Here is a 21647-nt window from a genome sequence, read left to right as displayed (position 1 = left end):
TTTAATAAATCTATTAATAGTTAGCAGATATAGATCCATTATAATTAAAGCTGCTAACCGGTTAGCCAATGATCTCAGTAAAAAGGGGGAATTGATTGGAAAGGTGGCTATTTGGGTGAGGGTGCTTTTGAAATAGTAAATCAAACAGGATTATGAAGTGCCATGATATGGGATCAAGGTAATAAGGTTGGTCACTAGGGGAGTTATTAAAGGAACAGATAAAGTTAGTAATGTTTTAATTCATTATCCTTGGAAAAGCACTACTTATAAAATGACTCAATAAGAATTTAAGAAGGTATATAATGAGATCGCAGTTTCTATTTTAATCCATGTTGATGATAGTTTTATTCCATCAGGGATAGATCTATATGAGTTTATGAAATGGCACCCTGAATACTAGAAAAATAGAGCGAATGAATTTAAAAAATAGGTATATTATGAGTACAAAAGTTGCAAAAGATTTCGGTATTTTTTTAAAGAAACAATTTTAGAGGCAAAAGAAAATTGGTAATTGTTTTTGATCCTATTATGGGCGCTTTAACGCCGACTCTGCTGAAGCAAAATTGGTTAACAATGATGGAGTATAAGAATGGACCTGATGTAAGCATTCTAACCAAACTAAATAATAAAACTCTATCAATTTGGTGAATTAATAAATTCTATTGTCTCAAGAGATGGTAAAGATGGTAATAAATAGTGAATTTAGTAAACAGTTATTATTAGAAAGGGAAAGATTTGAAAATCCTCCAGATCATACTGTTAAAGCTATAGGGGTTGGTATAGCTAGGTTTATTATTCGTTGTAATAATAATGCTGATGAAGTGTTAAACTTAGCTAAACGAGTGTTAGTGATAGTAAACTATAATTCAGAGTTAGTTTGGCCTTCTTTTGAATTATGGAAAAAAATATTACCTGATATATTTATTAATCATTGTGCTAAAGAATTAACTGAAGAAGAAGTAAAAAATCAACAAATATATTGGGATAGCTTAAGTTATGAGCAAAAAATAGAAGAAGCTAAAAAAGATGAAGCATGGACTTTATCTAATTGGTTAGCATGGCTAGAGCCTGATTGTAGAGAGTGGTTTTGGTGGAATGCTCATAAATTTGATGGTGAAATTGAAAATACACATTTTTTAATCGAGGTTACAGCATTAGATGATCCTTTTTCATCAGGTGCATTGAAATGGTTATTTAGAGCTTGTGGTGCAATTGATGTCGTATGTACAGATGATCTTTAGTTTATGCATCTGTCATCTAGTTCTGCGAGACTAGTCGCAGAACTGAACTAACTATTTATCCACTCAGTGATCTAGTTCACAAATTGAACAATTAACTCGTCTTTTTAAGTGGTAATGGTGAATGGTCTGTGTTGGATCAGAATTTACCCAACTAGAGGGTTTTAAAGATAATCAGTGAAGAGTAACATCCTTTGTTATAGTTATCTTTTTTACACATAATTCCCAAAGACTATGACCACTTCATTCATATTCTAATATCAATAAGACGGTATAGACTCCTCAATTGTTTTTACAAATAAACCTCAATAAACTAAATCAAAATAACCATAATCTAAAAAATATAATCACCAATTAGAACTGTTACTAGTAATGACAGTTTTTCACCGACCAGTAGCCAACCAACCGTTTATGACCATAACGATGAAGCCTCGAATATTACGCACTCGGCAATCAGTGACGGTGAGTTAATCATTCGTGACCAAGATAAGCAAACACAAGATATTAATGAACTCAGTCATGATACCGAAAATGCCCATAGTAAGCTCAAACCTATCTTTAATAAAGAGAATGAACAGACCAAACAAAACATTGTCACTAGCTTACAAGAGTTAGCGTCACAGGTTAAAGAGCTTGAACGCACCATTCATAAAGATGCCGATAAAGACTCCCAAGATGGCAAAATGGGCAATGACTTTAGTAAAGGCGTTGACTCAGCCGTAGCAATTATTACCGGCATTATCACCGGCGGCCTAGCCGGCGCTAGTGCACCATGGTTAGCTGAGCAGATAAAACTGCATACAGGCGATAATGAAGCTGCAAGGTTAATTGCGCATTCCATACTCGGCGCAGTGGTTGCGGAACTACAAGGTAATTCAGGACTTGCCGGCGGAGCCGGTGCAGTAATAGGTGAAGTTGCAGCAGATATCATCCGTAAACAACTGTATGGAAAAGAAGTCAAAGATTTAACCGAAGAGGAAAAAGAAACCATCAGTGCACTATCTCAACTAGCCTCCGGCCTTGCGGTAGCTGCCGGAGGTGGTAATATTGGCGATGCTAGTGCAGCAATTAGTAGCAGTAAAAATGCAGTTGAGAATAACTCGATGGGACCATGGCATGGTGGTGATATTATCGGTTTATCACCAGAAACAGGAGCGAATTATGATTCAATAGTTCATGCTTCAGCAGCAGGTTATTTAACTCTCGAGGAAGCTTTTCAGATCATAGATGATATGAACTCGGGTAAATACATGTATGATCTTTTAAGAGAGAATTTAAAACAATTTCCAGAGGATCTTGCTATTTTGGTAACGCCGTATGGAGATTATATTGCCTTTGGGGATGCTGATAGTTGGGGGGACTATACAATAGCAATTGCCGGAGTGTTACCTTTTGTAAAATATATCAAGGTAGCAGGAAAAGTTGTTAAGGTTGAAACTATAGCAGCACAAGCTTTAGTAAAAGAAGCTGAGGCAGCATACAAGGCAGGTAATGTAGCAGAAGGCAATCGATTAATGAATCAGGTTGCTAGTCAATCTACACAAGTTGAAACAACAGTTGTTAAAAATAGTACACTTACAAGCAAGATGCCATCAAATCGGGGTTCTCAGGCAGGTAGTGGAGTGGAAAAACCAATAAAAAAGATCCTGTCGAAAATGCTTATAGTCATTGGGATAAACATAAGTTAGAATTTCCAGAATTCCAAAATGCAAAACAATATGTAGATGCGACACATAATTTTGTTAACAATCCACCAGCTGGCACGCTAGTTATTACTAGAAAAAATGGCGATACAGTTTTTTACAATCCTAGCTCTAATATTTTTGCTGTAAAAAATGCAGATGGTACGCCTAAAACAATGTTTAAGCCTAATCCGGCTGAACATGGATATAAAACTAATTTGGAGTATTTTAATGTACAAAAATAATAATGAAGCATATATCTGTCGTGTTTGCGGCCTTAAGCAAAATGAACCTCAATGGGGAATTGATGAACAAACGCCAACATATAATATTTGTGATTGTTGTGGCGTGGAATTTGGGTATGAAGATTGTACTTTGATTGGAATTAAAAGTTATAGAAAAAAATGGTTAGATAGCGGGGCAAAATGGAATTGTAAAAAGTGCCAACCAAATAGTTGGTCTCTAAATGAACAGTTAACTAATATACCTAAACAATATCAATGAAATATTAAAAATAATAAATATTAATCTAGTTCTGTGACAGTGCTCGCAGAGCTGGATTAATTATTCATCAACTCTGAATCTACTTCGCAATTTCAACAATCAACTTCCCTTTTTTAGCTGTGATGGTGACGGGTTGCCGGCCATTGAGGCTGTAACTGACCGTTATGCAGTGCTTCAGCGATGGTTTTACCGTTTGGGTTTGGGTAATGGTGTTTTTTAGCGTAGAATGTGTCTTAGCCATTAGCTCTTTTACACATAATTCTTGCAAACTCTGACCAGTTCATTCATATCCTAATATCAATAAGATGGCATAAACTCCTCAATTATTTTTACAAAAAAATCTCAATAAACTAAATCAAAATAACCATTATCTAGAAATATAATCATCAATTAGAACTGTTACTAATAATGACTGTTTTTTAACTGACTAGGGTGCAACCAATTTTTTATGACCATAACAATGAAGCAAGAATAATAAATAGAAATTTATAACAAAACAGGTAAAACTTCTTATACAAATCAATTATTATCTTATAAAGTACCGCAACAACAAGTACTTTGCTTATTGATAGTAGGGTGGTATCGAAAAGAAAATAGTTATGTAAACTCGAACTTGACGAACAGAAAAATAAACTAAATTGGGATGGTCCAATATAAGTACAATATATTTAATAGAATGTTGAATTTTCATTAAAAATGATAAGGTAAAGAAATGATGTCAATAAAAATTGGTTTTACAGGTGGCATCCGCATAGTTGAATTAGTTACAGACAGCGATATTTGATGCATATTTTAAAGCATTTTATGAGAGTATTGAATGTGCTATAAGAAATTATGAATGGTTCAAATCAGATCCCGATTATAAATATTAATCAGTAATGGTAACAATTTCTACCATTCCTTATTGTATGAGCTACAGTAAGATCCCTTTATCTGTTTTCGATAATTTACAATCGGACGAGAAACCAATTTGGTGGACTGGCAAAATTCCTAAAACCACAACGTAGTTACTTTTATTTTACCTCTCATCCCTCTTTTCCTCAAAATTTTAAGGAAAGTAGTTGATGTTTTACATCATAATTTATTATGGCATATATTTAAATGCTATAACAATATAACTATTTATTATTATTCAAATAGTTATTTATTACTATAATCAAGTACATCCTAATGATATTTCTCAATATATCTATTTAAATAGAAACTTACACAAGGATGGAAAAATTATGCGCTCTTTCCTGTCTTTTTATAAAAACATTTTTGCCGTGGTTATTGGCGTTGTTTTTCTTTTAATAACTCCTTTATCAGTAGCAAAAATTGATAATGATTCAAATGTGCTAAGAATTGGCATTGATTTGACCTATGCGCCTTTTGCTTATCTGGAAAATAATCAAGCTGAAGGTTTTGACCCTGATTTTATGCGTTTGTTAGCACAAAAGTCTCATAAGATAGCTGAGTTTAATGATACTCGAATTGAAAATATTATTATTGGACTGGAATCAGGCCATTATGATGTTGTAGCTAGTGCTCTATATGTTAATGGTACACGAGCTAAACAAGTTGATTTTATTCCTTATTTACAGACTGGTGGTGTGCTATTAGTTCGACAAGATGATAAATTTAATCCACAAACCTTAGAAGATTTATGTGGTAAGAGTGTATCGTCTATGAAAGGGGCGGCATGGATTGAAACAATGAATCAGATCAGTGAGACATATTGTAAATCTCAACATCTTCAGGCCATTATGGTAAAAGAGTACCCAAGTGCTCCAGAAGCTTCTCAAGCGCTCCTTTCACATGGTGTTGATGTGCAATATGAAGATGCTGCAGTGGCAAATATGGTGATCAAACAACTAAATAACAGTTTGAAAATCACTAGCAAAAATATGATAAATCCTGTTCTGATTGGTTTGGCTGTGCGCAAGAATGATACGGAGTTCAAGCAATATTTGCTCGATCTTATTAAATCGGTACGACAATCGGGCGAATACGATCTATTGTTAAAAAAATATAATTTAGCTTATCCCAATCAAACATTACTACAAGATAACATCGATTTTATTGCTACCGATTTGGCAGGCAATTTAAAACAAATTCAGAATGTTGAACAGAAAGGCTTTAATTGGAGTTATTTTTTTAATGAGTTGATTAATCCTAATTTTGCAAAAGCTAGTTGTACTGTTATTTCTTTAAGTGGTTTGGCGTGGCTAAGTGCTTTAGTTTTTGGACTATTATTAGCTTTGGGTAATCGCTCAAAGCGCTTAGTATTGGTAAAAATAACCGCATTTTATATCTGGTTATTCAGAAGTTTACCATTATTAGTTTTGTTAATTTATATCTATAGTTTACCTAGATTTTGGCAAGCAAGTAGTGTTGTATTATCTAATCCTTTTTGGGCAGGGTTGATTGCATTAATTCTCAGTGAAAGTGCCTATATGGCTGAAATTCATCGTGGGGCGTTACAAGCAATTTCCAAAGATCAAATTGATGCAGGTAGAGCCTTAGGTATAAGGTACTGGTCAATTCAAGCTAAAATCGTTTTCCCTCAAGCACTGAGAATAGCCTTACCACCACTAACAAATCAATTTGTTACCATTATAAAATTAACATCGTTAGTATCGGTTATTTCATTAACTGAAATTTTATTAGTTGGTCAACAGCTTTATACCCGTAACTTTTTAGTTATTGAAACGCTAACTATTGTTGCGATTTATTATGTGGCTATAGTGACTATAGTAACTTGGCTAATCAAGCGTTTTGAAGTCTCTTTGGATGTTACAAAACGTTCCAACATTGCGACAATTGAAGCAAATGAATTTAAGTCAATTTCTCATAAAGAGAATAATCTTTTATCAACAAGTAAACCAAGTAAGTATGTGTTAGAGTTGCAACATTTGTCTAAAAATTATGGTAATACAAAAGTTCTAAAAGACATTAATTTAGATGTCAATTGGGGGGATGTTATATCGATTATAGGTCCATCAGGTTCAGGCAAAACAACCCTTATTCGAACCATTAATGGTTTATCCGACTTAGATGAAGGAACGATTAAATTTGAAGGAATTCCCTTTATTAATGGCGGACAAATACATGATAAACAATTCTATAATCGAATTGTGCATTTAGGGATGGTATTTCAAAATTATAACTTATTTCCCCATAAGACTGTTTTAGAAAACCTACTGTTAGCGCCTGAATATCATGGTAAGGATTTAGCGATAACGAAACAATTAGCTTTAGCTTTATTAGATAAAGTTGGGATGTTAGACCATGCTTATAAATATCCGCATCAGTTATCTGGTGGACAGCAGCAAAGGGTTGCAATTGCTAGGGCATTGGTTATGGAACCAAGTATTATGTTGTTTGATGAACCTACATCAGCCCTCGATCCTGAATTGGTTAATGAGGTTTTACAAGTTATTGCAAAACTGGCAACAGAAGGGATGACTATGTTAATTGTTACTCATGAAATGTCTTTTGCATTTAAAGTTTCCAATCGTATCCTCTTTATGGAAGAAGGACAGATTATTCATGATGATGCGCCTAATGTTTTAAAAAATAGTGATGATAAACGTTTACAACAATTTCTTAATCAGAATGAACGTTGATAATAAAAATTTAAACTTAAAAAATAATAGTTAGAATGATTGAGGTATAAGTGATGCAAGAATTTCCCGAAATAGGTATTTTACATCGTCGTAAAATTGAAGCAGAAATAATAAAACCTATATATGAAATATTAACACGCGATTATGGTAAAGAGGTCGCTAAGGCGGTTATTGGCGAAGCGGTTGCCCAAGCAGCAGTTGAATCTGGAAAAGAGTTTGCTGCAAAGGAGCCCAATGGTACTAGCGTTGAAAGTTTTGTAGCCTTACAACATCTGTGGGAACAAGATGATGCTTTAATAATTACTGTCGTTGAAAACAGTCATGAGCGATATGACTATAATGTCCATCGATGTCGATACGCAGAAATGTATCAGCAAATGGGATTAGCTGAAATTGGTTTTTTATTATCCTGTAATCGCGATAGTAAATTTATCGAAGGCTATGCTCCGCAAGTTAAATTAGATCGTCCTCATACTATTATGATGGGTGATGGTATTTGTGATTTTCGTTACTGCCTAAGGGGCAAAAATAATGAGTAGTTTACAACCCAAAATTAATATTACACGCCTTGAAAAATTGCTTGATGATTTTGCTCAAATAGGCAAGACTAAAAATGACGGTGTGACACGTTTAACATTAACGAGTTTAGATAAACAAGCCCGTGATTTACTTATTCAAATTAGTCAATCTGCTGGTTTTAAAGTTCAAGTCGATGCGATAGGTAATATTTTTATACGTCGAGAAGGCCTTAAAGATTTACCAGTAGTGATGACCGGTTCACATGGTGATAGTCAACCAAAGGGTGGCCGGTATGATGGGATCTATGGCGTATTAGCTGGTTTAGAAGTTTTACTAACGTTAAATGATTATAATATTCAAACTAATCACCCTATAGAACTAGTGATGTGGACTAATGAAGAAGGTTCACGTTTTGCGCCAGCCATGATGGGATCAGCTGTTTTTACTGGCAAGCTGGATCTTGATCAAGCTTATGCGATAAAAGATCAAGATGGTATTACGGTTAAACAAGCATTAGAAGATATTGGTTATTTGGGTAATGCTAAAATAGCCAATCACTCAATTAAAGCCATTATTGAAGCTCATATTGAACAAGGTCCTATACTTGAACAACAAAATCAAACAATTGGTATTGTAAAAGGTGCGTTTGCCCAACGTTGGTATGAAGTCACATTGACGGGTTTAGCTGCCCATGCAGGAACAACGCCAGTCAATATGCGCCAAGATGCGGTGGTGGGATTATCTGAATCTGTGACCGCTTTAAACCGACTGGCATTACATTCAGATAGCAAAGATATTAGGTTAACCGTGGGGATGATTACTGTCAACCCAAATTCTCGTAATGTAGTTGCGGATCATTGTTTTTTTACTATAGATCTACGACATTATGATTCTGAATTATTGGCAAACTTTGAAACGCTTATCTATGCTCAATTATCTGAAATAGCTGAGAAATTAAATTTAAAACTGGAAATAAAAAAAGTGCTTAGCATGCCATCTATCCATTTTGATCTAAACTGCATAGCGTCAGTTAGAAAGGCGGCAATAAAAAATAATTATTCGGCAATTGAAATGGTTTCTGGTGCAGGTCATGATGCTTGTCATTTGAGTAGCATTGCGCCGACTTCAATGATATTTATTCCTTGTATCAAAGGAATAAGTCATAATGAAGCTGAATCGATAACTACTTTCTGGTGCAAAGCCGGAGCAGATGTTTTATTGGATACTTTATTAGAATTATCGCAATAAACGATATTATTTTCCTCTAATAAAGACATAATTTGACTATTTCAATTAGAGCCATTGTTTACAAGATTAAAGGATTAAAAATGAAAAAAATAATTTATTTTGTTTTGGCTATTTTCATTATTGGATGTGCTCCTAAAGATTCGGTTCGAATGGTTCCACCCAAAGAGTATGATAGATACAATACAGGTATAAAAATCAAATATTGTGTGTTTAATACAGATAAAAATCAATGTAACGAATATATAGGTAAAAATGATCTCTATATTTTTGTTGGTAAAAAAAATGATTATAGGCAATATTATACATATTTTAATGACATACTTTTAACTTATCCTAAAATTGAAGCTGCCCAAATTGACGATGCAATAAAAGAACTTGTCAATTTTTTAAAATGGGCAAATTTACCTGCACAAGAGCGTTCTTTAAAACAAAAAGAATATGAAGATAATATAAAATTAGGCGTATTAGGTAGAAAATATTTAATAAATAATAATATTCCTTATATATCTCAGACCCTTATTGATAACGGTATTTTTGGCTTATTTAAGTCTGAAAGACGTTATTTAGTCGATGAAGTTACAACTAAAAAAATATTAGTTCAATTACTAATTTGGAAAAAATTCATTCAAAAAACGAATATTCCCTTAGATAATAAAAAATAATCTCAATTAATTATTTTAAGTGAATAAATGAATTAATATATTTTCATAAGGTCGTATACTCGACCTTATAAGAAGTAATAAAGTTTTCGTACTTCGATATTCAGTATTTCAATGCTTTTAATATCAGTTTAAATACAATTGAACTTTTCTCGTATTTACGTTCGGATGACTAATCTAACGAAGATATAACCCATTACAATTAGATTAGTTTTTCCATTTTCAGTCAAACAATTGATAAAAAACTAGAAATGTTTGTGCAATGTTAGATGTTTCTTTCACTTTTTATTTATAAAAATTTTTTTAAGCTCCCTTAATTTAATTAATTGTTTTTTAAATCAATCAACCAAGTAATAGGAGTAAATAATGGTTAAAAATGTTAAGAACAGAAAACTAACTATCTTTATTTCAACGCTGTATTGCTCTTTGTTTTTTTCTTCATCGTTATTTGCTTTCCAAAAAGGTTCAACAGAGGATTTTTTAGGCCATGAAGTAGGGATTACTTATCACACTGCCGAGCAAGCGGTGAGTAGTAAAGAGTATTTACCTGTTTATCCAGAAGAAGGGACACCTGAATTTGAAGCAGATAAAATAGCTTATTTACATGGTTATAACCTTAAAGGTACAGAGCGTTGGCAACAAGCGATACAGGATGCTGATTTGCATATTGCGAATGTGGCTAAAATATTTTCTCAATCGCTCGGTATCACAATTTCGCCAGAGACTACGCCTACTTTATATAAAATGTTTGGCGATCTATTAGTCGATTCAGCAGACAATGCGACTAAAACTGCCAAAGAATTTTACATGAGAAAACGTCCATTTGTCTATTTTGGTAATCATTCTTGTCAACCGATTGAGGAAGAAGATCGATTACGTCAAAATGGATCTTTCCCATCAGGTCATACAGCTTATGGTTGGACATTAGCATTAGTTTTAGCTCAAATTGCTCCTTCACATGCCGAAACAATAATAAAACGTGGTTATGAGTTTGGTCAAAGTAGAGTGATTTGCGGTGCTCATTGGCAGACAGATGTTAACGCTGGTCGTATAGTCGGTGCTGTAGAATACTCAAAATTACAAACTATTGCAAAATTTCAAGAAGACCTTCGCAAAGCTAGCGAAGAAATTAATCAACAATATAGTTTATTAAAATAAGTAGTCTATCTCCCCTGAGTGAATAAAGAATCTAGTTTATAATAGGCTTAGGGGAGCACTATTATGAATTTTTAAAGTTATCTAACTCTATATTTTTCAATAAAATAATGGAACTATATATTTATACTAGTTAAGATAATCATTCTAGCTATATTTGATTTGCAATTAGTATTTAAAATGAAAAAAATAAATTTATTATTATCTGTATTTGGTTTTTTATTGCCCTTGACTGTCATGGCAGTAGAAGTTAATGATGTAACTGGAATGACACCAGTTCAAGTTGCTGCAGTTGTGCAACCAGAATCTACTCAACAAGTTGTTGATATAGTTAAAAAGGCTAGCGGGCCAATTAGTATTGCTGGTGGTAAATATAGTATGGGAGGACAAACCGCAATTCAGGGCGCCGTACAAATAGATACTCGCAAATTAAATCATGTCATTGATTTTAAACCTGAACAAAAGTTGCTAACTATCGAGACCGGTGCCACATGGCATCAAGTCCAAGCGCTTATAGACCCTTATGATTTATCTGTAAAAATAATGCAAAGTTATGCTAATTTTAGTATTGGTGGATCATTAAGTGTTAATGTTCATGGCCGTTATATAGGTGAAGGACCTATAATTCTTTCGGTAAAACAATTTAAAATTGTGTTAGCTGATGGCAAAGTAGTAGTAGCTAGTCCTGAGCAAAATCAAGATATATTCTATGGTGCTATTGGGGGTTATGGTGGCTTAGGTATAATCACCGAAGTGACTTTACAACTTGCAGATAATGTTAAAGTCAAACGTTTTAGTAAAGCTATGCCAATTACCAACTATTATCAATATTTTACCCAACATATTCGTTCTGATAAAAAATCGATATTCCATAATGCGATAATTTATCCACCAGATTATAAAAGAGTGAGATCCGTTACTTATAAACAGACTGAAGAACCATTAACGATTTTGCAACGATTAAGATCTGATGATAAAAAATCGCATAATCTGGAAAAGCCAATCAAAATTGTATCTTCCTCGACTACTGGTAAAAATTTACGTAAATTATTTGATGATTTTTATTACATAAAAAAACCAGTAATATGGCGTAATTATGAGGCTAGTTATGATGTCTCGTATTTACAACCGATAGCGACTAAAAATAAAAGCTTTGTTTTGCAAGAATATTTTATACCGGTTGAACAATTTGATCACTTTTATCCAAAATTAGTCACTATTTTGAAAAAATATAAAGTTAATGTTATTAATATTTCTATTCGTCATGCCAACCAAGATAGTGGTTCATTACTGGCTTGGGCAAAATCGGAAGTATTTGCTTTTGTGGTCTATTATCAGCAAGACACTGATGAATTGAGCAAACAACATGTTGGTAATTGGACAAGGGAATTAATAGATGCTGTTTTGGAAAATCAAGGAAGTTACTATCTACCTTATCAATTACATGCGACAACAGAACAATTTCAAAGAGCATATCCACAGGCTGAGCAATTTTTTAAACTTAAAGCTCGTTTAGATCCACACAATAAATTCAGTAATATGTTATTGAAACGCTACCATATTCAAACCGTTCAATAACATAGTGCCAGCAAGATAATTAGTTATTTTTTGTTAAATAACTAATTATTTAAGCTGATATTATCTAATATCGATAAAGTTCAATACATTGTTTAACATAAGAAAAAAATTTATTTTTAAACTTATTTAAGCTTTATTTTAATGTACTATACAACGAATATTAAACATAAAATTATTTGTAGATTTTAATATTTATTTTTCATGTCATTTTTTATCAACCATATTGAAACTAAACTAGTTTTTTAATGCTTCTAATACTAGTCTAAATACATTTGAATGCCCTTTGCGACTTGGGTAATAAATATAAAAAGGTTCATATGTAATTGAATATTCAGGTAGTAATTCTATAAGTTGTCCTGATGCTAATTCATTTTTTACATCCGGATAACCAATCCAACTAATACCTAAACCATCAAGAGTAGCTTGTTTTCTTAAATGATTATTGATTGTGAAGTGAGAAATAGGGTGATATTGAATAATATTACCTTTATCGGCAAACTCCCATATCGATTCCATTTCATATTGGGTTGAAACTTTTTTGCCAATTAATAAATGTTGATCTAAATCATTTATCTGTTTTGGTCTTGTTCTCTGATGCAAATAATCAGGACTAGCCACTAAAGCCATTCGCAATGGATCTGATATTTTTACTGCTATCATCTCTTTTGCCAAATCATTACCGATTCGGCAGCCCATATCGAAACCTTGTTTGACAATATCAACTAAGTTATTGTCACATTGAATTTCAATTTTAATTTGTGGATAGCGTAGTGAAAATTGGCTTAATTTAGGGTATATAAAATTTTCAATAGCAATATTCGATGCATTAATTCTAATGGTACCCGATGGAGTATCAAGGTAATCACCAAGAGCAGCAACTTCTTCATTAATTTGTCGATATAAAGGGAATATTTGTTTATAAAGTTGTTCTCCTGCCTCTGTCAATGATAGGCTTCGAGTCGTGCGATTAAATAGTCGTAAACTCAGACGTGTTTCTAAGTTTCGCATGCTATGACTTAGTGCTGAGGACGAAACACCTAAAGATTTAGCTGCACCAACAAAGCTTTTTGCTTTAGCTATAGTAATAAAATAGTTTAGTTCATTATAGTTATACATCGGATATAAATAGAAAATTAATGAATTTAATTCATGATACTATAAATGAATAATACGTTTATCTCAATAAAAGTTAACGATAAAATAATCATAATTAAAATTGAATTTTAACAATTTATTAAATTATTCAATCTATTATTAACTAGTAAGGTAAAAAGTATGGATTATATAAAATTAGGTAATTCTGATATTGAAGTCTCACGATTTTGTTTAGGATGTATGAGTTTTGGCGATCCTGCTAGTAAAATGCATGATTGGACACTTAATCCAGAACAAAGCGAAACAATTATTAAACATGCCTTAGATCTAGGAATTAATTTTATTGATACAGCAAATACATACTCTAGTGGTACCAGCGAAGAATATGTAGGAAGAGCGATTAAACGAAATATAGCTCGAGACAAAGTAATTCTGGCTACTAAAGTCTATTTTAATGAAGGGCATTTATCTAAAACAGCAATTGAACGAGAAATTGACAGTTCCCTGAGGCGATTAGGTACCGATTATGTCGATTTATATATTATCCATCGTTTTGACTATAGTACACCAATTGAGGAAACTATGGCTGCATTACATCGTCTAGTACAGAGTGGTAAAGTACGAGCATTAGGTGCTTCTGCGATGTATGGTTATCAATTTTATAATATGCAATTAGTCGCCAAACAAAATGGTTGGACGCCGTTTGTTTCGATGCAGAATCACTATAATTTATTATATCGTGAAGATGAAAGAGAATTAATTCCCATCTGTAAGCAATTCAATGTTTCATTAACCCCTTATAGCCCTTTAGCTGCAGGGAGACTCTCCCGATTAGAATGGCAGACCAATACACTACGTAGTAAAACTGATAAAACGGCTGTTGCTAAATACGATAGTACCCAACAAATCGACATGAATATAGTGAAAAGAGTTAATGAAATTGCGCAAAAATACACTGTAACCATGACTCAAATTGCTCTTGCATGGCAATTTGCCAAAGGCGTTGCTTCACCAATCATTGGGGCAACTAAAATTCAATATTTGGATGATTCGGTAGGGGCATTAAAGGTTTCATTAAATAAGGATGATATTGCTTATCTTGAAGAACTTTACTTGCCTCATCGTATTGTCGGTGCACTTTGATTTGTTGCAATCAACAAGATTAAATTTACTGACAAATATTATTGGGATATTTGTCAGTAACTGTTACTAAATTTTTCCTAAATTTAAATATTTTTGCATCTCCTCTTTCGGTACCATTCCGCCGCCAGTTGCCCATACTAAATGAGTTGCATTTTGTAGTTGCTGATGGGTAAATTGCATACGTTCTAAATATTTCGAATTGTTAGTTACAATGACGGGACCTTGCATACCTGCTAGAGCAGAAGGTTCAAGTTGCATGTTTTCGGTTTTATCCAGTAATACTAACAAATCATACATATCCTGATCAGACAGGGTGTAATATCCATCTAAGAGACGTTGCATCGCTCGTCCAACAAATCCAGAAGGCCGACCCACAGCCAAACCATCTGCGGCAGTAATATTATCAATGCCGATCTCTTGTACCGAAATTTTGTCATGTAAACCAGTATAAACCCCTAGTAACATACACGGTGAATGGGTCGGTTCAGCAAAAATACAATGTACGTTATCACCGAATGCCATTTTTAAACCAAAAGCAACACCGCCAGGGCCACCACCTACACCACATGGTAAATAGACAAAAAGAGGATGATCTTTATCAACTTTAATTCCCAACTCATTGAATTGTTGTTTCGTGCGTTCACCTGCGACTGAATAGCCTAAAAATAGGGTAGTAGAATTTTCATCGTCGATGAAGAAACATTTTGGATCAGATTCTGCTGCTTTACGGCCTTGTTCAACGGCAACACCATAGTCTTGTTCATATTCAATAACATTAACACCATGATCTCGTAATTTCTTTTTTTTCCATTCTCGGGCATCTGCCGACATATGTACGCTAACTTGAAACCCGAGTTTAGCGCTCATTATGCCAATTGATAAACCAAGGTTACCTGTTGAACCTACCGCAATACGATATTGACTAAAAAACTGTTTAAACTTATCAGAATAGAATTTGCTGTAATCATCATGTTCTGATAATAATCCATTTTCAATAGCTAGTTTTTCAGCATAAGTTAAGACTTCATAAATACCGCCGCGAGCTTTAATTGAGCCAGAAATAGGTAAATGACTATCTTTTTTCAAATAAAGTTGACCGGCGATAGCAACATTATATCTGGCTTCAAGAGCTTTTTTCATATTAGTAATTTCAACTAACTGTGATTCAATAATACCCTTGGTTGTTGCTGTTTCAGGGAAAGCTAATGCTAAGTAAGGTGCAAAACGATTTAAGCGTTCACTCGCTTTTTTTATATCAATTTGATCAAGTCCAACATAAGGAAGGCCTATTGCTAAAGTTGTGGTATCAGGATTAAACCAACTGCATGGTTGAAGCTGAATTAACTTTTTTACTAACGGTTTATCGGCTATAAGTGTTTGTATCTCTATTTGATTCATATCGCTCCTTGAAAGATATCTAAATAAAATTAGATAATAAAAAAGTAACCATTAATGCCACTACTGAAGCAATGAATGTTGCAGAGGTGTAGTATTTCAGCATTTCAGTCATTGTCGCACCACAATATTGCTTAACAAGCCAAAATAACGAATCAGTAACTATGGTACAACCAATAGCACCCGAACCTATAGCCAGTGTAATGATTTCCGGACTGATATCAGGATAAAGGATTAGCATCGGTGATACGATTGCTGTGGCGCCCATCATAGCAACCGTTGCTGAACCTACTGCCGCATGCAAAATTATTGCTACTAGCCATGCCAATAAAATTGGATGCATATCTAAGAGAGATAAAATACTCGCTAAACTATCACTCAAGCCACTCGCTTTTAAAATACCATTAAATGCACCACCAGCGGCGATAATTAACAAAATATTGCCAATTGTTGAAAAACAATCTTCAGTTTTATTGAGTAAGTCGGCCATTTTCATTTCACGTCTTAGACCTAGCATATAATAGGCAACAAATGCAGCAATAAACATAGCGGTAATAGGATTACCGGTAAATTCTAAAACAGTATAAATTGACGTGTTTTTATCCATGTTTAACTCCGCAATTGTTTTAATCAGCATGAGAAAAATGGGTAATAAAATTATAAGTAATGTTGCAGCTAATGAAGGTAATTCTTCTGCAGTTCTTATTTTTAAATCGGAAAATTGTTCCGGTACTGCTTTAAATGGAATTCTATTTTTGATCATTCTTAAAAAAATAGAACCTCCGGCTAATGATGCGATTATTCCAATAATTAATCCATATAAAATTACACTACCAATATCAACGCCTAAAGCATTAGTGACATACAGTGCAGCTGGATGAGGTGGAACAATACAATGAACCGTCATAAGTGCAGTACATAATGGAATTGCTAACATTAACAATGATGTTTTGGTTTTTTTAGCAATTGAAAAGGCTAATGGTATCAAGAGTACAACGCCGACCTCAACAAATAATGTTATACCGCAAATCATGCCAATCAATACCATAATAACATCTGGTGATAACCAGCGGCATTTTTGTAAAGTAATACCAATGCGTTCAGCTGCACCTGATATTTCTATCATTTTACTCAGAATGGTACCTAAACCAATTACTGCAGCTAAAAAACCGAGTGTACCACCAATACCATCTTCAATAGAAGCAATCATATTTAATGGCTTCATTTTCATCAATACACCAACATAAAAGCTGGATAATAATAAAGCTAAAAATGGATGAAGTTTAAATTTGATTATACTTATTACAATTAATAAAATACTTGAAATTAAAACACCTAACTCCCAAATCTGTGAATCCATAATGTTTTCCCATTTCAATGAAAGTAAAAATCAGCGCGTATTAGATTTTATGGGGAGATAACTGACAAATGATAATTAATCATCTTCACATGAGTAATACTCGGTTGAATAAGCATTATGCTGTAAGAAAGTAGTAGTTATTAATTTAATTAATTGTATTTGATTTGTCATTTTTAGTTAAATGTTAAAAAAATTAGGTAAGTAAGGATGTGCAATGTTGGATGATGATCGTTTTATTACCACTAATCGATTGGTATCAGGATATCAATTAGCAAAATTTCACACTTTTGAAGCTGCTGCACGTTATTGTTCTTTTATGCGTGCAGCCGAAGAGTTATGTATTACCCCAAGTGCCGTTAGTCATCAAATTAATAAACTTGAAGAAGAATTAAATTTTAAGTTATTTAACCGGTTTCATCGCCGGATTGAGCTAACTCAAAATGGTAAGAATTTATTTAATATTTTAAAAAAATCTTTGGCGATACTAAATAGAGAAATATTTGAAATAAAGAGTCAAGAATTGATGGGACAACTAACCATTTATTCGCGTCCTTCCTTTGCAAAAGAATGGCTTGTACCGAAAATATCTGAATTTAATAAAAAACATCCTTATATTACCTTGAATATTTTAACCGGCAATGGGGTAGTCAATTTTAATCGGCACTGTGTTGATTTAGCAATTTATTATGATGATTTGCAACATGAAGATTTGGATGTTTATCACATAATGAATGAAACAATTATGCCGATATGTAGTCCTACATATGCTGAACACTATCAACTTAATGAATGTGTTGAAAATCTAAAACATTGTCTAATATTACACGACAATCAAGCTTGGCGATATGATTCTAACTTCGATGAATGGCAATCTTGGGGCAAGCACTTTAATATTGATATTGATTTTGAAGATTTGCCGACGATGTTATTTGATCGATCCGATTTAGCTATCGTCGCTGCAATTAATCATTCGGGTATTGCCATGGGAAGAAAAAACATAATTAACAAATATATTGCTTCAGGCGAGTTAATCACACCATTTCCAAATATGGCTTTAACATGTAAACAGCGTTACTATGTAGTATCTGCCACTAGACACCGCAATCCAAAAGTTAAGGCTTTTGTTAGATGGTTAAAAGAAAATCTGGCTGAGCAGCCGGTTGAAAATGTTATCTAAAAATTAGTGAAAAATAAAGAGTAATTGTATATATCTATTATGAATATAGATATAATTTTTTCGTATTATCCCAATAGTTAATCACTATCTATAATGTTATCTCTAAATAATAGAATTAGTTGTTCAATTAGATTAACTTACTGATTGAAATAGGGAGTGATAATGAAAAAATATATTTACTTAATTCTGCTGTTGGGTTTGACTCTGATTGGCTGTGACAATAAATCAGAATCAGCCAAAGAAAGTCAGCAAGACAAAAAAGAGATCATTGTTGGTTTACCGCCAAGTATGCATAACATCATGATGGAGAAAATCGTTAAGCCAGCTTTAGAACAAAAGGGTTATAAAGTTAAATTGGTAAATTTCAGCTCTCTTAGAGACTCAAATACCGCTTTAGTTGAAGGAAGTATTGATCTTAATGCAGCACAGCATCAAGCTTATCTTGATGTATATAATAAAGAAACTAAAAGTGATCTTGTTTCTTTAGTCCATATTCCTTCGATTTCTGCTGCGCTATTTTCTCAACTGCATCATTCGGTTGATGAAATAGCGAATGACCAAACAATTGTCATACCTAATGATCCTTCAAATAAAGCCAGATCACTATTATTTTTGCAAAGCTTAAATTGGATTACTTTAAAACCTGAAAGCAAATCAGGGACATTAGATTTAAATGACATTGCTGACAATAGATATAATTTGAAATTTAAATCGATATTATCGGAATTAATTCCTCGAACTCTTGGTGAAGTTGATTATGCGATAATGCCTGGCGGTGTCGCATGGTTAAGTAAAGTTCCAGCTGATAATGTTTTAGTACAAGAAAAGTTAACACCTAATCTAGAATTAATGGTGGTTGTAAAAAAAGAAAATTTGAACAGTAAATGGGCTCAAGAGATAAAACAACTTTACCAATCAGATGCACTTAAAAAATTCATTAGTGAAGATCCTGATGCGAAAGGTCGTTTTATCTGGCCACAACAATAAGCAAACAATTATCTATAAACTATTCTAGTAATAAATTAGGATAGTTTATGTTGTTGTACATAACATTGCATATTTATAAATAATTAAAATAAATTTATTGTGTAGGTTGTTATAGCATCAAAGGTTTGATTTGATTTTAGTATTTCTTAATAAAGAGTTTTAGATTTTGATGATTTACTCTAAAATTCGTTGTGTTAATATTTACGCACTTCGATGTGAAAATTATATGAAAAATAGTTAAATGTGATGAAAAAAATAAAATATTCTTTTATATTAGCTTGTAGCATAACGCTTTGTAGCTGCTTTAATGGTCCAACCTCACAAGTTCGTTTAATTGATAATCCTACTGCCAATGAAATTAAGTTAGTTATTGATGGTAAAGATGTTGTCATTCCAGCTAATTCAAATATCAAGTATACTTTTGAATATGGTAAACATAATCTAGCTTATAATAATGAGTCAATTGACTTTGTTGTAAAACCTGTAAAATTCAATGGTCGAGGCTTTATTAATCCAACCCAAAGCAACTATATGTTACACACTTTTATCTATGCAACTGACAACACCAGTGATGAAACGTATGACAAATTATTTGAGAAATCACTTAATAAAGTTGATGTTATCTTAGATGGTGAGCAAGTAGAGATTGATCTTCCTGTGAAAGTGGTTAACGATTTCTTTATTGAAGATCGAGATAATAGATGGGATTACTCTATTGATGAAAATATTCCTGACGAAATTACTGAAAATCTTAATAAAAATCAATCTTATCAATCTCGTAAAATTAAAATGTATCGTGAAAGCGAATATTTGAAGTTTTTACAAGAAGATTGGTTAGAAGAGGAAGATGAGGTTAGTTTTCCTAATAAACCTAAAAAATTGTCTGAAATTAATCAGTATGTATTTCCGAAACTTGATTTGGAAAGTATTAGATGTAATGAAGGTAAAAAATATTTACAAGACACATTAGATAAGTGGCAACAACTTTTTAATTTAACAGGAAGTGATTTTGCAAGTAAGTATGAAGGATTAGGGGGATATGATGGTATGCATGCCTTACTTGATTCTAAAAAACTTTGTCCTAACGAAAAAGATCCTGAACAAACTTATTCCAAAGCCATTAGGCCGTTAAACGACGCTTTAACTAAAGGTCGTGATATATACTTTTTTGTAATCAAATAAATATGAAAATCTTTTAAAGATCAAATTATAAAAAATAAAAGGCACTAAATCTTATAATTAGGTTTAGTGCCTTTTGATTTTTCTGTTAACAACATTATTTTTTTTATGTTAAAATTTGTACTCTTATAATATAAATAAAACAAATGGATGTTATGAAAAGTTTAAAGTATTCTTTTATATTAGCTTGCAGTATAACACTTTGTAGCTGCTTTAATGGTCCAACTTCACAAGTTCGTTTAATTGATAATCCTACTGCCAATGAAATTAAGTTAGTTATTGATGGTAAAGATGTTGTCATTCCCGCTAACTCAAACATTAAGTATACTTTTGAATATGGTAAACATAATTTAGCTTATAATAATGAGTCGATTGAGTTTTTTGTAAAACCTGTAAAATTCAATGGTCGAGGCTTTATTAATCCAACCCAAAGCAATTATATGTTACACACTTTTATCTATGCAACTGACAACACCAGTGATGAAACATACGACAAATTATATGAGAAATCGCTTAATAAAGTTGAAGTGATCTTAGATGGTGAGCAAGTAGAGGTTGAGCTTCCTGTAAAAGTGGTTAATAATTTCTTTATTGAAGATCGAGATAATAGATGGGATTACTCTATTGATGAAAATATTCCCGACGAAATTACTGAAAATATTAATAAAAATCAATCTTATCAATCTCGTAAAATTAAAATGTATCGTGAAAGTGAATATTTGAAGTTTTTAAAAGAAGATGGTATAGAAGATGAAATTAGTTTTCCTAATAAACCTAAAAAATTGTCTGAAATTAATCAGTATCTATTTCCGAAACTTGATTTAGAAAGCATAACATGTGATGAAGGTAAAAAATATTTACAAGACACATTAGATAAGTGGCAACAACTTTTCACTTTAACGGGTAGTGACGTTGCAAGTAAGTATGAAGGATTTGGGGGATATGATGGTATGCATGCCTTACTTGGTTCTAAAAAACTTTGTCCTAACGAAAAAGATCCTGAACAAACTTATTCCAAAGCTATTAGGCCGTTAGACGACGCTTTAACTAAAGGACGTGATATATACTTTTTTGTAATCAAATAAATCTGAAAATATTTTAAAGATCAAATTATAAAAAA

17 protein-coding genes and 2 pseudogenes are annotated in these 21647 nt (G+C 32.7%); 16 read left to right on the top strand and 3 right to left on the bottom strand.

Annotation, left to right across the window (positions count from 1 at the left end):
• The first annotated feature begins 683 nt into the window (after positions 1 to 683).
• The 11 genes and pseudogenes from H3T80_RS03190 (at position 684) to H3T80_RS03150 (ending at position 12191) form a co-directional block, all read left to right on the top strand.
• A complete protein-coding gene (locus H3T80_RS03190) occupies positions 684 to 1241 on the top strand; it encodes a hypothetical protein (protein WP_198199973.1) in 558 nt (185 codons plus the stop codon).
• A 680-nt stretch (positions 1242 to 1921) separates the two neighbouring features.
• The gene (locus H3T80_RS03185; protein ID WP_198199970.1) at positions 1922 to 2926 is read left to right on the top strand and encodes a VENN motif pre-toxin domain-containing protein; all 1005 of its coding nucleotides are present in this window, start codon (positions 1922 to 1924) and stop codon (positions 2924 to 2926) included.
• Positions 2866 to 3165, top strand: a pseudogene (locus H3T80_RS12340) (hemagglutinin); the annotation flags it as partial. The gene H3T80_RS03185 and the pseudogene H3T80_RS12340, both read left to right, overlap by 61 nt.
• Positions 3152 to 3424, top strand: coding sequence for a hypothetical protein (locus H3T80_RS03180; RefSeq protein ID WP_198199969.1), 273 nt, complete (start codon positions 3152 to 3154; stop codon positions 3422 to 3424). The pseudogene H3T80_RS12340 and the gene H3T80_RS03180, both read left to right, overlap by 14 nt.
• A 1226-nt stretch (positions 3425 to 4650) precedes the next feature.
• Positions 4651 to 5427, top strand: a pseudogene (locus H3T80_RS12335) (transporter substrate-binding domain-containing protein); the annotation flags it as partial.
• Positions 5428 to 5517: 90 nt separating this feature from the next.
• Complete coding sequence (locus H3T80_RS12330) at positions 5518 to 7032, top strand: amino acid ABC transporter permease/ATP-binding protein (protein ID WP_370548257.1); 1515 nt, start codon at positions 5518 to 5520, stop codon at positions 7030 to 7032.
• A 53-nt stretch (positions 7033 to 7085) separates the two neighbouring features.
• Positions 7086 to 7571, top strand: a complete 486-nt coding sequence (locus tag H3T80_RS03170; RefSeq protein WP_086363667.1) for an L-2-amino-thiazoline-4-carboxylic acid hydrolase — start codon at positions 7086 to 7088, stop codon at positions 7569 to 7571.
• Positions 7564 to 8799 (top strand): M20 family metallo-hydrolase, encoded by a 1236-nt coding sequence (locus H3T80_RS03165; protein ID WP_198199965.1) that lies wholly within the window; start codon positions 7564 to 7566, stop codon positions 8797 to 8799. Before H3T80_RS03170 ends, H3T80_RS03165 begins: the two co-directional genes overlap by 8 nt.
• Before the next feature lie 80 nt (positions 8800 to 8879).
• The gene (locus tag H3T80_RS03160; RefSeq protein WP_198199964.1) at positions 8880 to 9461 is read left to right on the top strand and encodes a hypothetical protein; all 582 of its coding nucleotides are present in this window, start codon (positions 8880 to 8882) and stop codon (positions 9459 to 9461) included.
• 363 nt (positions 9462 to 9824) lie between these two features.
• Positions 9825 to 10616: a phosphatase PAP2 family protein gene (locus H3T80_RS03155; protein WP_198199962.1), complete on the top strand. Its 792-nt coding sequence runs from the start codon at positions 9825 to 9827 to the stop codon at positions 10614 to 10616.
• Positions 10617 to 10793: 177 nt separating this feature from the next.
• On the top strand, positions 10794 to 12191 hold the full coding sequence (locus H3T80_RS03150) for an FAD-binding oxidoreductase (protein ID WP_198199960.1): 1398 nt from the start codon (positions 10794 to 10796) through the stop codon (positions 12189 to 12191).
• 234 nt (positions 12192 to 12425) lie between these two features.
• Here the strand turns inward: H3T80_RS03150 and H3T80_RS03145 are convergent, their stop codons facing one another.
• Entirely contained in the window at positions 12426 to 13307 is an 882-nt protein-coding gene (locus tag H3T80_RS03145; RefSeq protein WP_198199958.1) for a LysR family transcriptional regulator, read from the bottom strand.
• 159 nt (positions 13308 to 13466) lie between these two features.
• On the opposite strand from H3T80_RS03145, the gene H3T80_RS03140 reads away from it, so the two are divergent.
• Entirely contained in the window at positions 13467 to 14429 is a 963-nt protein-coding gene (locus tag H3T80_RS03140) for an aldo/keto reductase (RefSeq protein WP_198199955.1), read from the top strand.
• 66 nt (positions 14430 to 14495) lie between these two features.
• Here the strand turns inward: H3T80_RS03140 and dsdA are convergent, their stop codons facing one another.
• Together dsdA and dsdX are read right to left on the bottom strand one after the other, a co-directional pair.
• Positions 14496 to 15827, bottom strand: a complete 1332-nt coding sequence (dsdA, locus tag H3T80_RS03135) for a D-serine ammonia-lyase (RefSeq protein WP_198199953.1) — start codon at positions 15825 to 15827, stop codon at positions 14496 to 14498.
• Positions 15828 to 15846: 19 nt separating this feature from the next.
• On the bottom strand, positions 15847 to 17184 hold the full coding sequence (gene dsdX, locus H3T80_RS03130; RefSeq protein ID WP_198199946.1) for a D-serine transporter DsdX: 1338 nt from the start codon (positions 17182 to 17184) through the stop codon (positions 15847 to 15849).
• Between the two features lie 214 nt (positions 17185 to 17398).
• Here dsdX and dsdC point away from each other — a divergent pair, with 214 nt between their 5' ends.
• The 4 genes from dsdC (at position 17399) to H3T80_RS03110 (ending at position 21612) form a co-directional block, all read left to right on the top strand.
• Positions 17399 to 18361, top strand: coding sequence for a DNA-binding transcriptional regulator DsdC (dsdC, locus tag H3T80_RS03125; protein WP_198199938.1), 963 nt, complete (start codon positions 17399 to 17401; stop codon positions 18359 to 18361).
• Positions 18362 to 18523: 162 nt separating this feature from the next.
• Positions 18524 to 19348, top strand: coding sequence for a MetQ/NlpA family ABC transporter substrate-binding protein (locus H3T80_RS03120; protein ID WP_198199936.1), 825 nt, complete (start codon positions 18524 to 18526; stop codon positions 19346 to 19348).
• A 246-nt stretch (positions 19349 to 19594) separates the two neighbouring features.
• Positions 19595 to 20530 (top strand): hypothetical protein, encoded by a 936-nt coding sequence (locus H3T80_RS03115; RefSeq protein ID WP_198199935.1) that lies wholly within the window; start codon positions 19595 to 19597, stop codon positions 20528 to 20530.
• A 152-nt stretch (positions 20531 to 20682) separates the two neighbouring features.
• Positions 20683 to 21612 (top strand): hypothetical protein, encoded by a 930-nt coding sequence (locus H3T80_RS03110; RefSeq protein WP_110447826.1) that lies wholly within the window; start codon positions 20683 to 20685, stop codon positions 21610 to 21612.
• The last annotated feature ends 35 nt before the right edge of the window (positions 21613 to 21647 follow it).

It is taken from the genome of Gilliamella sp. W8145, assembly GCF_016101145.1.
GTDB classification, from domain to species: domain Bacteria; phylum Pseudomonadota; class Gammaproteobacteria; order Enterobacterales; family Orbaceae; genus Gilliamella; species Gilliamella apis_A.
This window is presented reverse-complemented; position numbering and strand designations above follow the sequence as displayed.

What these genes read in the sequence shown, in the direction of transcription:
- H3T80_RS03140 (WP_198199955.1), top strand. Translation starts at nt 13,467, where the DNA reads ATGGATTATATAAAATTAGGTAATTCTGATATTGAAGTCTCACGATTT.
- H3T80_RS03120 (WP_198199936.1), top strand. Translation starts at nt 18,524, where the DNA reads ATGAAAAAATATATTTACTTAATTCTGCTGTTGGGTTTGACTCTGATT.
- H3T80_RS03160 (WP_198199964.1), top strand. Translation starts at nt 8,880, where the DNA reads ATGAAAAAAATAATTTATTTTGTTTTGGCTATTTTCATTATTGGATGT.
- H3T80_RS03155 (WP_198199962.1), top strand. Translation starts at nt 9,825, where the DNA reads ATGGTTAAAAATGTTAAGAACAGAAAACTAACTATCTTTATTTCAACG.
- H3T80_RS03110 (WP_110447826.1), top strand. Translation starts at nt 20,683, where the DNA reads ATGAAAAGTTTAAAGTATTCTTTTATATTAGCTTGCAGTATAACACTT.
- H3T80_RS03185 (WP_198199970.1), top strand. Translation starts at nt 1,922, where the DNA reads ATGGGCAATGACTTTAGTAAAGGCGTTGACTCAGCCGTAGCAATTATT.
- dsdC (WP_198199938.1), top strand. Translation starts at nt 17,399, where the DNA reads ATGTTGGATGATGATCGTTTTATTACCACTAATCGATTGGTATCAGGA.
- H3T80_RS03190 (WP_198199973.1), top strand. Translation starts at nt 684, where the DNA reads ATGGTAATAAATAGTGAATTTAGTAAACAGTTATTATTAGAAAGGGAA.
- H3T80_RS03170 (WP_086363667.1), top strand. Translation starts at nt 7,086, where the DNA reads ATGCAAGAATTTCCCGAAATAGGTATTTTACATCGTCGTAAAATTGAA.
- H3T80_RS03180 (WP_198199969.1), top strand. Translation starts at nt 3,152, where the DNA reads ATGTACAAAAATAATAATGAAGCATATATCTGTCGTGTTTGCGGCCTT.
- H3T80_RS03165 (WP_198199965.1), top strand. Translation starts at nt 7,564, where the DNA reads ATGAGTAGTTTACAACCCAAAATTAATATTACACGCCTTGAAAAATTG.
- H3T80_RS03145 (WP_198199958.1), bottom strand. Translation starts at nt 13,307, where the DNA reads ATGTATAACTATAATGAACTAAACTATTTTATTACTATAGCTAAAGCA.
- dsdA (WP_198199953.1), bottom strand. Translation starts at nt 15,827, where the DNA reads ATGAATCAAATAGAGATACAAACACTTATAGCCGATAAACCGTTAGTA.
- H3T80_RS03115 (WP_198199935.1), top strand. Translation starts at nt 19,595, where the DNA reads ATGAAAAAAATAAAATATTCTTTTATATTAGCTTGTAGCATAACGCTT.
- H3T80_RS03150 (WP_198199960.1), top strand. Translation starts at nt 10,794, where the DNA reads ATGAAAAAAATAAATTTATTATTATCTGTATTTGGTTTTTTATTGCCC.
- dsdX (WP_198199946.1), bottom strand. Translation starts at nt 17,184, where the DNA reads ATGGATTCACAGATTTGGGAGTTAGGTGTTTTAATTTCAAGTATTTTA.